Genomic DNA, 16,065 nt, shown 5'->3' with positions numbered 1-16,065 from the left:
AAACCCAAGAGAAATACTGTGTCCTCCAGTTACGTAGAAATTAAATCACATATCCAACTGTTGATCGGTAATGGTCGCCTGGCCGCCAATCACAAGCTGCCCGCTGAGCGCGAGCTGGCGGAGCAGCTGCAAGTCACACGTATTACTTTACGAGATGGTTTAAACCGTCTTGAAGGTGAGGGGCTGGTGTACCGACAAAATCGCAGAGGCTGGTTTGTTGCACCAAATCGGTTTGTGATGAATCCGACACAAAAGGTAAATTTCAACTCCATGGCCCGACAACAGGGTTTTAGAGCAACCACCAAAGTACTTGGGGTCCGTAAGCTGACCGTAAGACACGATATTTATTCCGCCTTTAACGCCACTAAAAGTACCAGGTACTTTGAAATCCGAAGAGTCCGCTACCTGGACCAAAGGCCTGTCATGGTAGAAGAGAGTTATCTCTCATCAGAGTGTTTTCCTGAATTATCTGACTTCGATTTATCCGGATCTATTACCGAAATATTGCAAGATAATTATAGGGTAAATATCACTCACGAGCGCTGTAATATTCAGGTTGCGAACCTGGAGTTGCAATATGCAGAGCCATTGGGTATACACGCTGGTGCTCCAGGCCTGAGAATCTTAAGACTTCGCTATGATTCTGCTGAATATCTGATTGATTACAATATTGAATACTGGCTACCCCACGCCATAGAAATGGAAGTAGCCACTGGATAGTACTTATTTTTTACCGCACCTAAAAAATTCCTTGCTCTTTAATTTTAATGAGGGAGATTGGTTAGTTGTTAGCTTTTAAATAGCTGTCTTTTCTTTGCAGTATCGCTGTAAAAATCCCTTCATTGGGATTTAATAGCTATCGTCTATTCTATCATTACTGGTCTAGACCAGAAAATCATTGAAAATACGGGATATTCGATATGAAGACACTTATCTCCTGCCTGTTGTTAATTTCGTTTGTTTCCAGTAACCAATTCGTTTTTGCCCAGAATAATAAAAAGGTACTTCTAATTGGCGTTGATGGGCTGCAGTACGAAAAGCTCAAGGATATAGACACCCCCAATTATGATCGATTAATTCTACACAAGGCTTATACCGGTGGTATCAGTGGCTCTCAAAGTCAACAGGACACTAAAAGTGGCCCCGGCTGGTCCACTATCCTTACAGGAGTTTGGGTTGACAAGCACCAAGTCACGTCCAATGACTCAGGCCTGGCAAATGCAGAATTCCCCAGTTTGTTCAAACGGATAAAGGAGGCTGATAATAGCCTTTGGGTGGGCAGCATATCCCATTGGAGCCCTATAAATACCAACTTTTTTACTACCGACCTGGCACAGGCTAACCTGGTTTTAAGTGGCCTTTCCGATGCGGATGTCACCACACGCGGCGTGCAGGAAATAGCCTCAGGTCATGTGGATTTCCTTTTCCTGCACCTGGATGACCCCGATGGTGTCGGTCACAGCTCCTGTTTTGGCAATCACTATAACGAAAGCATTCGCACAAGCGACACTCAGCTGGGCGCTCTGTTAGATGCCGTAGATACACGTATTGCAAAAGGTGAAGAATGGTTAGTGCTTGTAACTACAGACCACGGCCGTGATTCTCGCGGCTGCGGGCATGGGGCACAAACTGCCAGCGAGAAAACAATTTTTATTGGCAGTAATTTGCCGTTAAATGCTGAGCACAGCGAGTTTATTGGAGATATCCACAATGGAGATTTCAATGGAATTTATGGCCATGCTGCCCAAACCTCCATTGCACCAACGGTGTTGCGTTTTATGGATATAGAGCTGCAAACGAATTGGAAGCTGGAAGGTAACCCACTGATTGGCAGCCCTGGAATACGTAAAATGATGGCTGCTGACAATAAGACAATTAAATGGTATTCCACAGATAGCGGACCCGTGGAGATTCACCAGAACGACCAGTTCATTGATGTCGTCGACGCTAGCTCACAAAGCTGGACCGACTATACAGAAGCACAGGGAGTCCTGGACTATGTATTCGTACATAACGATACCCCAGTTGCTTTGCGTAAATCGGCCCTGGAAATTACTGCTGGCCTGGACTGGAGCACTGCACGTGCTTACTATTTTCGCGGTGACGATCAATATGTACGCTACAATAAAACCTTGGACAAAGCCTCTAGCGGTTATCCACGCATAACCAATAACAGTACATGGCCTGGCTTGGGCGACTATGCCCACCTGATTGTTGCTGCATTTAAAGCCAACAGTGACAAAGGCTATTTCTTCTTAAATGACGGGCGTTACCTGCGCTATGACCTCAATGAAGATCGGGTCGATTCCGGCTATCCCAAATTGGTGGGCAACAATACTTGGCCTGGTTTGGCTACCTACGCGACAAAAATTCGCGCTGTCTTGAAATGGCCTAATAGCAAAGTTTATTTCTTTCTCAAAGACGGGAATTATTTACGCTATGACCTGGAAGAAGACCAACTTGACAGCGGCTATCCCCAACCTATCAATGACAGCAATTGGCCAGGACTCGGTCCTTATGCTACGGAGATTACCGCAGCCCACCAATGGAACACATTTCGTGCATATTTTTTCCTCAAAAACCAGCGCTATATACGCTACTCCATCACATCTGATCAAGCATACAGTGGGTATCCGAGAACAACAGATAATGAAACCTGGCCAGGCTTGATGACCCCCTGATTCACTACCAGGGCAAACGGCTACCATCCCAAAAAAACAGATTACCACTATCGGCGGGCGCCAGTTGTTGTAGTACATCCACAATACGCCCGGCACTCAGTGCCGGGCTGTATAATTTTCCCGGCGCCAGATTACCCTGGAAGGGTTTGGAAAGTGCTGTATCCGTAGTGCCCGGATGAATTGCCACCACACAACTGTTTTCCAATCGGCGCCCCCATTCAATAGACAGGTTTTTTACCAACATATTGAGTGACGCCTTGCTGATACGATAGCTATACCAGCCCCCCAACTCATTATCGCCGATACTACCCACCTTGGCAGACAGGGATACCCATAGCAGCGGCTGCTTGCGTTGTAATTTTCTATCCAGCGCCTGGGCCAGGTGCATATGAGTGAGGAGATTGATACGCATAGACCGTATCAACCAATCATCCTCACATTGCGCTAGAGATTTTTCCGGGCCATGAAATTCATCGTGCAACAATCCACAACAGTTAATTATCCAGTCAGGCGGAGAGGAAAATTCAGAAAGGAAGGTCTCGACAGCCCTGATAGAGTGCTCGTCCGCGAGAGAGACTGTCAGGTGACGACGCTCGCCGGCGTGTCCAGGTACCCGATCTACTGTACCACGGCTCAAAGTCACCAAAGTAATATCGGGATAGCGCCGAACAATTTCGGCGCCGATCGCGCGAGCCAAACCGCCCGAGGCACCAGCCAGTAATACCATCCTTGGTTGATCAAACATACCGGCCTCCATGCCGGATAGCTCGTGTGGCTTTATTTTGCCTTTTTGCCGCCGGACTTTTTGTCTTTGTTTTCTGATTTCTCAGCGACTTCCTTGACTACACGCAGCATAGGTTCATCTGAGCGGAAAATCAGGCCGTGAATCTCAGTAGTATTCTGCCCCTGCAACAACTGCTGCAAGTACTGCACTATCTGCTCAGAAATCTCCTGGCCAGGTACCAGAACAGGGATGCCCGGCGGATAAGGCACTATCTCATCGGCGCTGGTGCGACCGATAAGATTCTGTGTAGCGTCCACCCCATTGTCCATCAACGGCAACTCTTCCGTATCGGCAAAGTAGGCATCCGCCGGCAGACAGGTGAAGCGGGTAAACTCAGGCAGGCGGCGCGGAGTACCGACATGAATACGCTTGTGAGTATTCCCCGCCAGCTGCTTAAGTGCATGAATCAAGCGCAACAATTTACTCTCAGTACTGCCCAGGGTTACCAGTACTGTGATGGTATTGTAGGTGGTCTTTTCCACTTGAATACCGTACTGATCAAACAGCTTGATCTGCATCTCGTTGCCCGAGAAACCGCTGCGGGAAATATCGATGGTTACCTTGGTGGGGTCCAGGCCGATATTGTCACCTGCTAGAGGCTCAGCAATCAGGTCGTCGCGGGTCAGGGCTCGGAATACTCCGGTTTCATTGACTGCACGGCGAAGGGTTTCCACCATCTGCAGACACTGCTTGAGACGTCCATAACCCTCCATCGCCATTTGCTTACGCGCCACATCGAGACTGGCGATCATGGCGTATTGCGGGCTGGTAGACGCATGCATGTTCAGGTTTTCGCGGAAACGGAATTCGTCGAAGTCCGGGTCCTGCACATGAATCATGCTGGCCTGGGAGAAAGCCGACAACATCTTATGGGTACTCTGGGTCACATAGTCGGCGCCACACTCGAGCGCGGTCGGGCGCAATTCTGGGTGGAAGAAACCGTGGGCAAACCAGGCCTCATCGACCAGCACCTTGACACCGCGCTCATGGGCGTAATCGATAATAGGTTTCAAATCGTAGCGCAGACCATCGTAGGTACAGGAAGTGATAACCAATAAGCGCGCATCGCTATGTTCATCAAGCGCCGCCTCGATATCCGAGCGCTTCACCGGGCCATAAATGCCGAATTCAGGGTGCAGTACCGACTTCAGATAAACCGGCTCACAGCGATTCATCACTATCGCATGGTGAACCGATTTGTGGCAGGCCTGGTCGACGATAATCTTGCCGCCGCCACCGAGTATCTGCTGAATCACGACCTTGTTGGCAGTGGAGGTGCCATTGGTCAGGAAAAAGGTATGGCGCGAACCAAACGCCTGGGCGGCAAGATCCTGTGCTTCCTGAATTACCGAGTGCGGTTCCAGCAGGCTGTCGAGTATCTGTACGGAAACAGACAAATCCGTATTGAATACATGCTCGCCCATAAAGCGGTAAAAGTCCCCTACCCAGGGGCTGTTGCGCAGGCTGTCGCCACCGGAGTGACCAGGAGTATGCCAAGCGTCACGTGCGGAGAATACATATTCCTTCAGGGTATCGGCAAAAGGCGTGGAGGCGCGGCGGGCAATAAACGCCTGTACCAGGCGGAACATATGGTTGAAATTGCCCTCTCGGCGATCAAACAACTCGTCAAAGCGGCGGCGCAGGTTGGTCAGTGACTTGACCCCACTCTTACCAGCTAGAGGTGTACCACCGGCGACATCACTTTGTGCCACCAAAAAAATATTGAGTTGAGAACGAAGTGCATGTATCTGGTCAGCAAGCAGATCGGCAGCTTCCAACCCCTGAGTATCGGTGCCACCATCTACGATAATCGCCTGAAGACGAGACTCCTCCAGTGCCAGTTGTTCCACATCTGTCGGTAACACCGCCTCAAACACCAGGCCAAAGGGGTTTTCATGCAGAGTCGCGGTGTTATTGAGGGCGCTAACCCAGTCTCCCGCTAATTTGCTGTCTGCGCTCACTAGCGCGACATGGCATTCCAGCTTCTGTACGCTGTGCTTCAGGTTGCCCAGTTCAGGCATCTTCATTTCCAAACCCATATTCTTATCCACCAGCATAGCCCGCAACTTGCTGAGGGCCGCTGCCTTAATTATTCAACTGTTTGATTTTATTAACTTTTATTTAGTCCCCCGGCAAAAGCGGAGAATCTGGAGTTCTTGGGTAAAAAACCAGGAGGCAAATACTAATGGAGCGGACCGGGGAATTCCGCGATGTCAGTGCTTTTGGCGAAAATCGCCAAAAGCGTGCTGACCGACCAGATCTATTGCCAAAGAAGGGGGTAAAGTTAGAACTTTGCGCTGCGAACAACGCCGTCGAATTCGAGGCAGTCCCTGACCCTCTGCCGTTGCACTTCGGAGAGGCGCTCAAGGGGAAAATAAGCTACCTCTGAGTGCTCACTAGAGAGGGTGATATGTCTTCTGTCGGTAAAGTGGGCGCGGAATATGAATGCATGAGAGTTGTAGATCTTATGGTAATAGACGCCGCTCAAGTATTCGATACGCACTTCACGCCCTAACTCTTCATGACACTCCCGCCGCAGAGCCTCGTGAATGGTCTCTCCGGGATCGAGTGCACCACCGGGTAACCCCCAACTGCGGTTGGCATAGGTCGCCAGCAGCTGCAGGACCTCACCAGAGTCATTGGTAATCACCGCATGCGCACTGAGCCGGTAGCTATCTTCAAATCCCATCGATTCCATCCCTGAATCTTTGCCCAATAGGAGTTAGAACCCCTGTGCCAGGGTGAAGCCGAAGCCAAGAGTCTGCACTGACTCATCGTAATCGATCAGGCTTTCTCCGTAACCATTAAAGTAGCGAATGTAGCCATCCACCCGGTCACCCAGGGGAAAACCCCAGGTCAGTTCAAACGCACCGTGATTTTCCGAGCGCAGGTTATTGCGCACCATAACGGCTATGGTGTGATCGCCATCGCGGTAGCGGCCACCCAGCTCAAAATGTCCTAAATAATGCTCTATATCCGGATTGTCATCATCCTCACGATCCTCCTTGAGACGATACCAGGGCTTTATACCAATCGAGAAATTATCCCGCTCAAAAATAAAGTTGGCATATACCCGATTCCAACTTCGGGAGAAAGGTTCGCTGCGTCCATTGGACTGGTGGTTGAAAGCGATCTGGTTAGCGACATTCTGCCAGCCAAACAGGCTCCAGTTATTGAGCCAGGTGAGAATCAGCTCTGGCTCGTGGTTGGTCTCACGAAATGGTGCCGAGTTATCAGAGTTATAGGCTTGCCAAAAACTCCGGTTGGTGTAAGCCACGCTCATAAATGAAGCGCTGCCAAGAAAACCCCGCCATACCGGTACTTGTACTGATAACTGGAATTGCACCTCGATATTATCAAGGTCTTTCCCTTCGCCTTCGTAATCCGATAGCCCACCCTTCTCAGGAGTTGGGTTATAGGTAAATGGCAATATGTAGTTGGTCTTGTGGGAGGCAAGTGTAAAGGGGTTGCTGGCGGCATCGCGAATGGCCTGGGCCCGGCCACCAAGTAAGACCTCATCCGTAGGCAATTCCTCAGAGTACTCCTCCACCACAGGGTCGACTTCGAAGAAATCCTCCTCCAGACCAAGCTGGGCTCTCACCCGATCGGCACAGAGCAGGCGAATATCCCTCAGTGTGGTATCGGCGGAGGAAATCAGCAGCTGCTCGTGCAAGCACTGCTCTTGTTGTTGCTCCGGGGTTGTGTCTAACTCCTTAAGCTCTATTTCGGTCTCACCATCAATACTTGCCAAAGCAACATTAAGCGGTAACTGTGAAGTCACAAATAAGATGACCGCCAGCGGCATACCCCAGCGCGAATTGGTTTTGGATAAAGGCAAAATGGCTCCCCCATTAGCACATAAGTGACGAAATCTTACACTGCGGTACTGAAAAAATCCCGCGGTATAAATTCCTCCGGCACTCTCTCAAAGTCCTGTTACCGGCGGTTGACTACGATGTGCATCAGACACAAAAAGTTCAAAATGTGGGAGAAAAGATATTTTGAGGGAATTCTTACCAGGCTGGAAAGGCTATAAGCCTCTGGCAGAGTGAATGATGCGTCAAATAATCATCATTATTCACTAGACTGATAAAACCAGTTGTGTTCACAGGGCATAAGTCCGGTGAACACAATATCAAGATAATAATTAAAAAAGGAGACTGGTAAGACTGGGAGACCACTCCAGGTCTCTGAGGCGAACCTGCCACAAACGCCCGGTACTAGAAGGCCAATCATAACCGACTAGCAGGCTGCGGTTATCCACATAACAGTGCGCATCCCGCTCAGCCTCATCCCCCTGATAAATATAACCGCTGATATCTGGGCCCAGATCCTGAGAGCGCTGACTAGCCTGATCACCCGCCATAATTCGCGCCGTGCGATGGCTTACTCTGGGAGCCAATAGTTTTCCTCGCTGGGAGGGGTCGACAATATCTGGAGAAACCACTTCCAAACCCGCTTGGTGTTTTACCAGTGTTTTCAATAGCGGCCCCATAAAAACGCGCATTAGAGGGAATAGCAGACGGTTTTCTCCCCCCAAACGCAACTCTTGAGGGCCGTTAGGGCCACTCCAGTTAGCCTCTATTTCATCTCCTAATCGGGGAGGCTGACCTTCAGGGAAACACAAATGATAATGCGCGCTGACCTCATCAACCTCATCGCGCCAATTCACTTGGCATTCACTCACCAAGCCATTATTTAGCAGCGCAAAGACCTCTATGCCGAAGCCTCGATCACCCACCAGTCTCTGGCTGACCAGAGAGCGGCGTCCAAGGGCATCAAAGCCCAACTGCCAGCTATCTTGAACAGGCATCTCACGCCCGTCACAGCTGTAATGATAACGCCCTTGTGCAAGGGTTGAGTTCAAACGCATTACAGATTTCCTCCCTGCTCACTGCATGCACCAGACCGATGGTTCAGTACCCAAAAAGTATTGCACAAGGTGGGTTGAGCACCCGGGCTTTGGCGCGAAAATTAACTATATATTTATGCGCTTGTACGGGGATTTCTGAGCAGAAATAAGAGGAGAAAAATGGATATATCTCATCGCTATCAAAACAAGTAACGCAAGCATTTACTCGCACTATTCCATGCTGTCATAGACTAGTTATTAAGAAAAATAAAGAAACAGCGACTGACAAATCCGACTCGTTAATCTTTGATAATACCTATCGATCAGACACAATGCTTAATAAAAGTGAAATCCTGATTGATCCAATCCGCAATTCATTTATTTATAAGGCAACTTATTCATTGCTCCAGCACTGAAATTTAAAACTAATTCACCTGGCATCAACTGAAAATTCATTCGAGCAAATAAAAACTTTTAATCACCCTACAAAACTACAGCCAGGAAAATAAAATTGACGCCAAAATGCAGTAACAAGCACCTACGTTAAAAGACCACAATCGCAAAAAAGATCTGGCTTTTATTATTAACAAAAGGTATTAAACCTCGTGATTCATTGGAAGATTCAATAAAAATGAGTAACCGACATGCCAACCTTTGCCTATCAATCCATAAATTCAAACGCCAGTACCAATCATGATATTGGTGCTTCCAACAGCCAGCATTTCACTCGTGTTACCCATAACCACCAAGCCGCCAATCAGAGTCCCTGGCTTTTGGTAATGCCAACCGCCAAAGGACTGGACCCCCACACTCCGCTTTACGGCCCCGCCCAGCTGGTCTCCCAGGCACCTGTGGGTTATATGGCCAAGGGCCAACACAGCAACAGCCAATTTCTCACTATGGTTGAGGGCAAGGCGCGACAGACTCACCAACATCTCTATCGCTCGCTAAGAAAAACTTGCGATCTATTGGTATATGGTGAAATGGATGGGGCTAATAGCGAATGGAGCTCCATGCAGCAACATGCCGGAGCGCTGGTGGGATCAAGCTCCACAGGCAAGGCCTGCAACAGTTTTAGTGTCCATGCCGCAAAAACTACCCAACACCAAGTCCTGGGGTCAGGTATGGGCTGGATCGCGGTGAAAACAGGCAATGTCAATGCTGTATTTGTGCATGTCCCCAATAGCATTGCCAAGAGTGAAGGGCAAGCAACATTGTTTTATCAGAATATTAATAAATACCTGTTGCAGCAGGGCCACGGTGCAATTGACCTCGTGATGGGAGATACCAACCAAGGCAGCAACAGTTTTACCCCTTCAGTAATAAGCCGGGCAACAAACATGATCTTTCACGACGCACACCCTGCAAGCGAGGTAACACCCTCAGATTCCCATCAACGCAGTTTTTCTGGCACCAATAGTACTGCCAGTAAAAAATATGATGTAGCGGTTTACAATACTGCGACTATCAATATCGTAAATGTGGACTACTTATCACAGAGTACTGCAGTCAATATTGACGGTGTCAATATGGCTGCAGCTGTCACTGACCACATGGGTATTTTTGTTGACGTAACCAAGTAAGGCTGGCAGCCACTTCGGCTATAGATAGGATTGCAAAAACTTGTATATCCATGATCGACCTTATTGGTGGACACCTGGAGGTCGATCATGATTTTTCCCTCTATTTAAGCAACAGCTGCCTGCTGAGCTTGCGGGGTAATCCATTTCATAAAATTGCCGGTTTGCTGATTGTCATAGAGCGCATTACCGTGTAAATCATTCACTACTTGTGCCGCACGCCAGGCCGATAAGCTCAGCTGTGGCTCCGCAATGCCGTGACTTGTCCGGCCAGTACCAAGGAAATACAAACGTCGACCACTCTCATCGCCGCTAAGTCTTGCCGCAAAAGCATCATCCAACAGCAAGCGACCCTCTGCATCGCGTGCAATGCGCTCTTGTAAAGGCGCCAGACAAGGAGGTAGAGCCTCACACAGGCCAGTGCATAGAATAACGATATCCGCATTAACCCACTCGGTACCATCTGCCTCACCCAGCAAGTGATTTTCCAGCTGCAGTTGATAGTCACCGCGGTGAGACATCTCCACCAGTTCGCGATTGGGCAATAATGCTACTCGTTCAGCATCCTTTTCCAGGTGCACAAGACGGTAGAACAACTGGTAAAGTTCCTTGAGGGTATCAGGAGATATACCATCAGAAGCCAGCTTCTGCTCTGAAACCACTTCCTCACGACGCTGAGGGCTCAACTGACGGAACACGTCGACATACTCTGGGGTAAACCAATCATTGGTGAAGGGGGTCTCATCCAATGGCAAATAATTGCTGCGGCGGGATACCCAGGTTACCTGCTGTGGGCGGCCCCAGTGTTTACTCAAAAGATTAATAACCACTTCCGCACCAGTCTGGCCTCCACCGACCACGGCGACGCGCTTACCACTTACATCCGGATTACGCAGGGCAATTTCCAGCGCATGGAAGCAATTATCAGACAGGAATGGGCGGCTGCACTCTGGAATATTTGGTTTTTTACCCGCAGCAACACACAGGTTTTTGGTGAGTACCTGTTCGCGACCATTGGGGCCGTGCACGTCCAGCTCAAAAAACTCCCCATTATCCACCACGCTCTGTACACGGCTGCTCATTTGGATAGAATCCAAGCGACGGGCAGCCCACGCCAGGTAATCGGCAAACTCGCGACGGGTTACGGTACGCTGTTCTGCGTGCAGAAAGTCATAGAAACGTTTATTTTCTACCAGGTACGCCAGAAAGCTACAGGGATTGGTTGGATCAACCGGCGTTACCAGGTCTTTCAGGTAAGAAGTCTGCATCATAGCCCCCGGCAACATTAAACCGGGATGCCAAGAGAATTCCGCTTTAGCATCAAAAAAGCGATGGCTCAAAGATGTGTCCCGCATTAGAGCGGCCACAGCCAAATTAAAAGGACCGGCTCCGATACCGGCGAGATCTAGGAAATTGCTCATGATTATGCCTCTAAAGCGGAAGCGGTTGCTGGTTGGTGTTGCTGTGACTCTTGCTCTGCGAGCCAAAGGGGATTAGTCAGGTCTCCACCGACAATGGGGACCGGGCGTTCAGCGCTGTCATCGTAACCTTGACGCAGGCGCACGCGATTAATACAAACGCGCTCGATATGGGGACGGAACAAATTAAACTGCTGGAAACGCTCCGCCATACCGCCATTATCTCGCTGTGCGGATTCTTGATATCGGCGTAGGACCTTGGCTAAAACTCCGTAGAATTTCCTTTCCTCTAGACCAATCTCTGTCATTAATTGGGCGGACAGATAGCGCAGCACTGTGACAAAGTGACCGGTAAACAGGTCGTGAATAATGTAATTAGCAGGCAATTGATCGAGAACTTGTGCCGCCGATTCCGGCAGGTCCGCACGATCAGGAAAATCACCCTGAGCAAGACGCAGATCTCCCTGGAAATCCTTCAGAAGAACACGAACAACTTTGTTGTCGCGTAATACAAGCGTTAGGTTTTGCGAGTGAGCTACCAAACCTATGCCATAACGGCTAAGCAGGTGATAAAGAGGCACCACCGTAGCGTCGAATAGCTGCTCAAGCCAGGCTTCTACTGAAAGGCCGGAGGCTTCAATCAGAGCAGAAATTACAGACTTACCGCTGCTATCTTTCTGTAATAACGCGGCCATTAAAAGATGGCGCTCGCCCTCAGCACACAAGCTTGCCGGGCTCTGCCTCCAGGTAGCTCCCAGTAATTCACGGTAACGATAGGGCGCGCCCTTTATCGACTCTTGGTGTAAGTGTGGTACATGCAGGCCAGCTACTTCTTGAAGAACACCGGTGCCCCGCGATTGTAATTGCTCATCACGCTCACAGAGTAACTGCATCCATTCAGATAACGCCGGTCCGCAGCGCATAAACTTGCCTGGAATTCCACGGTAGCAGGAAGTATTCAATACCGTTAATGGCAACTTCACATGGAGAGCCTGCGGGCGCTTCAAGTTGGACAAGGTACGTAGTGAAACCTGCGGCAAATATTCATCGCCAAACTCACCGAGTAAAACCAAGTCACCACTAAAAATCTGTTGTGCATAATGCTGACTAATATGATGCTGCCATTGCCATGGATGCACCGGCAAGGGCAAAAACTCTTGCCAGTTAACCCCTTTCTCACGACATTTATCGTCCAGCTGCTGTAACTGTGATTCACTCAGGCTTTCTGCCAATAGCTGAGGCCAATCCCACAGGTCGCTATTGCCACTCACAGCGAGATCCCGGCGAACAGCAAGCCATAACAGCCTGACCCCCTGAGCGGCCTCTGTACCAAAGGCGTTAAACTCTTGTGCACCCCAACCGATACGGCCTTTATTCACCATAGCCTTAGGATGACCATCCAGTAGGCACTGCAATTTTTCATCAGTCAGTGTGGCTAGGGTATGCGCTGTGAGCGATTCACGCTTTTGCAGCAAAGTAACATCCGCAACCAGGGTATTGGCCAGTTCGTGTAATAAATTGCCCAAAGTACTGGGGGAGGCTTCAAGATCCAGAGCAGCATCAATAAAAAACTGTGCTGCGTCATCCGCAGGTATTACTTGCCCATCACCTTCCCGCTCAATACTTTGCGCATCAATTAATAACCAATCCCACACAGTTAACTGAGCTTGGAAACGATAGATAACACCAGAAGCAAGTTCCACAAAGTAACGGGCACCCGTTTCTAGCTTTGCCGTCAGAGCCTGTTCATAACAAAGCTCAGCCAGCGATTTCACCAGCAGGTTTCTATTCGCCTGCTTCCAATATTTATCGCCGCTCATATTCCCCCCATACTCTGAAAGAATTCGTCTCGCTTACACATAATCAAAGCAGCTCTTTTGTGGGGAAAATCAAATTCTTTAACTTTTTTCCAGCCAAAAGTGCCGTTGATGTATTTAAGCAATGCGCGATTATCTGCACGCGGCTCTCCAACCAAAGTTTCTGTGCGAGCGTCATCCAGAAACATAAAATGGGTAACACCATTAAACCAAGCCTGAGCAAAACGGCCTCCCAGGAAGCGTTGGTCGCCAACCAACATATGTGCACCACGATCAAATGGCTGGCAGTCATAGTAAGGTGCGATACGATCTTCAAGCGCCCAATAAATTTCAAAATAGGCAAAGGGCTCACCATCAATACAAGCGATCAATGGATGCTTATGGGGATCTTGAATAACAGAGTCAATAAACTGTCTCTGCTTTTCTTTATCACCTTCTTCTTCCCAAAATTTTGCTACACGCTCCTGGTTCATCCAGTTGGTAAAGCGCTCCAGATCTTTCTCTGGATCCAGGTGACGTAAACTGAAATCTATTCCCAGTGCGTGGAAATGACGGCGATAAACTTCCCCTTTAGGTGGTTTCGCACGGAGAGGGTGGCGAACTCCCTGCGTATTTTCTACCCATTGCAAGGGAAACTCACCGGCATTATTACCTCGATACCAGAGCTCTGTACGTTGATAAAAATTGCTGCGGGAAACTCGGCTTACCACAGTATCCGCATTGACAATATCCATATTTTGCAATGCTGGATTCAGCGCAAAAAGCCAGTCGAACCAGAGATCTAACGCTTCTAACGAATTTTCACCAGACGACAGGATGAAAATTGCTATTTCCTGTCCGGGAACATATTCAATTTGAAAATAATTATCGCCATTTAACTGGCAACGATATCCTCCCACAGCAACTTGCCAAGAGCGCCCATCGGGAAGCTGACCGTGTTCCCCTAAAGATACTTCAAGCGCAGCTGTTGAGCTGGTCATAATTCTTTCCTTTCAATTTTTATCGTCACGGTGATCAAGCTTCGGCAACTTCAGCTTCTACTACCGTTCTCAGGGGGTTCGCCATAGTGTGATAGATGGAAAGCGGGTCTTCGGTGGTGGTTTCATTCATACCAATCACCGCACATTGAAAATTGCCCTTAGCCCAAATTTCATCGGCATTGAGCAAATACGCCAAACAGCTAAAGTCACGTCGTGAGCCTTCGTACAGTAATTGCAGGCGCTCGCGCAGCTGGCGCAACAACTCCTGCTCGGAAATTAAACCTGCAGCGGAAAGCGCACAGATCAAACCAAAACAGCTATTAACGATCAGGTAATAAACAAAAAGGCGGTTGGCCATTTCTTCGTCAATGACATTCTCACTGTCCTGGGCCAGATTAGGCAGGTAAGGTTTGAGTAATTCCTCGCCCAGGCGACTATAACCACTGCCTTGACAATCTCTGAAAAAACCAGCCACAGGCAGAGCACCCTCGAAGCTCAAAATCAGATTTTGTTGATGGGCGCCAAATAAAATTCCGAAATCGGCTTGGGCAATTAGCAAGGGCTCAATAACTGCATCGAGAAAAGCCTTAAACCAGCGTTTGCTAGCAGCCTCAATGGAAATATTTTCCTCTCCAGCGAGGCGCTGTACCAATTGCGCAGCCCGGCAGGGAGCACCATTAGGATGATCCTGAGTCAATGTTGCCAACAGGCAGGTATTTTTTGCGGCTGTTTCCAAGAAAGGATTTTCCCGAAACATAACCAGGCTTTCTATAATCTGCTCACCTCTACTATCGGCAAGCATCAGGTAAGCCGGTTCCGCCAACACCTGGAAGCGCGGGTAGCGGCTGGCAAACTCCTGCCCCAGAGGCGTATCTCTTACTTTTAAAACTTCGAGACCACGCACCATTTCTTTTGGTTGCAGAGTACGCACCGAATTAGTCAGCCTCAGGCTGAGAGAAAACTTGAGCATATAAGGGCTTTGAGCGCTGTAAATTGCACGCAGTGAAGAGGTTGCCCGCCACGGTTCCCTGCCCTCACCCAACTCAATAATTTTTCCACTCTCAAGTAATTCGGCCACACGTGGGTCTTGCCCTAGCTGACGCCACTGCCAGGGATGTGCCGGGATAGCAATAAATCCTTTCGGTGCCACCGGAGCACCATCCGTTGCACGCACCAGATCGGCAAACTGCGCCTCGCTAATTTCCGCTCCACTCGCTCCAAGCAAATATTGTGGGTCCACTCCCAGCCACATCAGGGCAAAGCTATTGCCAAATTCCGGGGCGTAACATTCGGCATCCTTATCGGTAAATGGATCGCGGCTTTTAGGAGTCGGATGGATAGAGTGTCCGCATAAAAGTGCCTGTTCCGACTCGACAAAAGTGAGGGGCTGAGTAAATAGTTTCTCTGTATCTGCGTGACGAGCATCCAGTGCCTGAGCCATATTTTTCACACTGGCCGAGACCCTGCGAGTAAATTGCGCTCTGGATTCTGCTGTGGCGCCAGGGAAAAAAGCAGGCTCCTGTGCAACCTGCTGCGCCGCATCGGCAAACCCAATAGTTTTGCTGGCACCCTCTGCGTTACGCAATATCATCGGCAGGGTAAACTGGTGCCTGCCACACTCACTTCGATAGGAGACACTCAGCCAGAGTTCGGCACCACTGGCCGGTAGAGGAACATGCACCGCCGGTACACTGACCCCTTGTGGAAGTTGCTCGCCAGCTCGTTCGTGCCAAATACCGCTATCTGTCTCTCGCAGTAACGCATTGAAGAAGCAGTTGGCTGACATTCTTTCCGCAGCCATATTGACCTCCGTATCCCCGGCGGTCATAACTGGATTTTGAGCAAAAGCATCGCCGTCGACGCCGCCAGTGCTGGCTGCATCGGATTGAGAATTATTCATGGTGGTGATTCTTTATCGGCTAAATCTAAGTGAGAATGGTTTGCATTAGCCTT

Annotated in this window: 12 protein-coding genes; 3 read left to right on the top strand and 9 right to left on the bottom strand. The window is 49.2% G+C overall.

The window, feature by feature from the left end; translation table 11 throughout:
- Nucleotides 1–18 precede the first annotated feature (18 nt).
- Nucleotides 19–720 (top strand): UTRA domain-containing protein, encoded by a 702-nt coding sequence (locus ACJJI0_RS20255; protein ID WP_444883963.1) that lies wholly within the window; start codon nt 19–21, stop codon nt 718–720.
- A 200-nt stretch (nt 721–920) separates the two neighbouring features.
- Complete coding sequence (locus ACJJI0_RS20250; protein WP_444883962.1) at nt 921–2,681, top strand: hemopexin repeat-containing protein; 1,761 nt, start codon at nt 921–923, stop codon at nt 2,679–2,681.
- Nucleotides 2,682–2,685: 4 nt separating this feature from the next.
- Here the strand turns inward: ACJJI0_RS20250 and ACJJI0_RS20245 are convergent, their stop codons facing one another.
- From ACJJI0_RS20245 to ACJJI0_RS20225, 5 genes are all read right to left on the bottom strand, one after another.
- On the bottom strand, nt 2,686–3,426 hold the full coding sequence (locus ACJJI0_RS20245) for an SDR family NAD(P)-dependent oxidoreductase (protein ID WP_444883961.1): 741 nt from the start codon (nt 3,424–3,426) through the stop codon (nt 2,686–2,688).
- 32 nt (nt 3,427–3,458) lie between these two features.
- Nucleotides 3,459–5,522 (bottom strand): aminotransferase class I/II-fold pyridoxal phosphate-dependent enzyme, encoded by a 2,064-nt coding sequence (locus ACJJI0_RS20240; protein WP_444883960.1) that lies wholly within the window; start codon nt 5,520–5,522, stop codon nt 3,459–3,461.
- 227 nt (nt 5,523–5,749) lie between these two features.
- Nucleotides 5,750–6,154 carry an NUDIX hydrolase gene (locus tag ACJJI0_RS20235; RefSeq protein ID WP_252083094.1) on the bottom strand — a complete coding sequence of 135 codons (405 nt, stop codon included), beginning with the start codon at nt 6,152–6,154 and terminating at the stop codon, nt 5,750–5,752.
- Nucleotides 6,155–6,187: 33 nt separating this feature from the next.
- On the bottom strand, nt 6,188–7,303 hold the full coding sequence (locus ACJJI0_RS20230; protein WP_252083095.1) for a phospholipase A: 1,116 nt from the start codon (nt 7,301–7,303) through the stop codon (nt 6,188–6,190).
- A gap of 309 nt (nt 7,304–7,612) precedes the next feature.
- The gene (locus ACJJI0_RS20225) at nt 7,613–8,338 is read right to left on the bottom strand and encodes a hypothetical protein (RefSeq protein ID WP_252083096.1); all 726 of its coding nucleotides are present in this window, start codon (nt 8,336–8,338) and stop codon (nt 7,613–7,615) included.
- Nucleotides 8,339–8,961: 623 nt separating this feature from the next.
- Here ACJJI0_RS20225 and ACJJI0_RS20220 point away from each other — a divergent pair.
- Nucleotides 8,962–9,900 (top strand): hypothetical protein, encoded by a 939-nt coding sequence (locus ACJJI0_RS20220; RefSeq protein WP_444883959.1) that lies wholly within the window; start codon nt 8,962–8,964, stop codon nt 9,898–9,900.
- A 104-nt stretch (nt 9,901–10,004) separates the two neighbouring features.
- On the opposite strand, the gene ACJJI0_RS20215 is transcribed toward ACJJI0_RS20220, so the two are convergent.
- Genes ACJJI0_RS20215 through ACJJI0_RS20200 form a run of 4 tightly spaced genes read right to left on the bottom strand, consistent with a single transcriptional unit; the run spans nt 10,005 to nt 16,012 of the window.
- Complete coding sequence (locus ACJJI0_RS20215; RefSeq protein ID WP_444883958.1) at nt 10,005–11,318, bottom strand: lysine N(6)-hydroxylase/L-ornithine N(5)-oxygenase family protein; 1,314 nt, start codon at nt 11,316–11,318, stop codon at nt 10,005–10,007.
- Between the two features lie 2 nt (nt 11,319–11,320).
- Entirely contained in the window at nt 11,321–13,135 is a 1,815-nt protein-coding gene (locus tag ACJJI0_RS20210) for an IucA/IucC family protein (protein ID WP_444883957.1), read from the bottom strand.
- Entirely contained in the window at nt 13,132–14,112 is a 981-nt protein-coding gene (locus ACJJI0_RS20205; protein WP_444883956.1) for a GNAT family N-acetyltransferase, read from the bottom strand. The genes ACJJI0_RS20210 and ACJJI0_RS20205 overlap by 4 nt, the downstream gene beginning before the upstream one ends.
- Nucleotides 14,113–14,146: 34 nt before the next feature.
- The gene (locus ACJJI0_RS20200) at nt 14,147–16,012 is read right to left on the bottom strand and encodes an IucA/IucC family protein (protein WP_444883955.1); all 1,866 of its coding nucleotides are present in this window, start codon (nt 16,010–16,012) and stop codon (nt 14,147–14,149) included.
- Nucleotides 16,013–16,065 lie beyond the last annotated feature (53 nt).

This window comes from Microbulbifer mixtoriginis (SeqCode) (genome assembly GCF_052466695.1).
The sequence above is the reverse complement of the archived record's forward strand: the minus strand, read 5'-3'. Positions and strand labels throughout refer to the sequence as shown.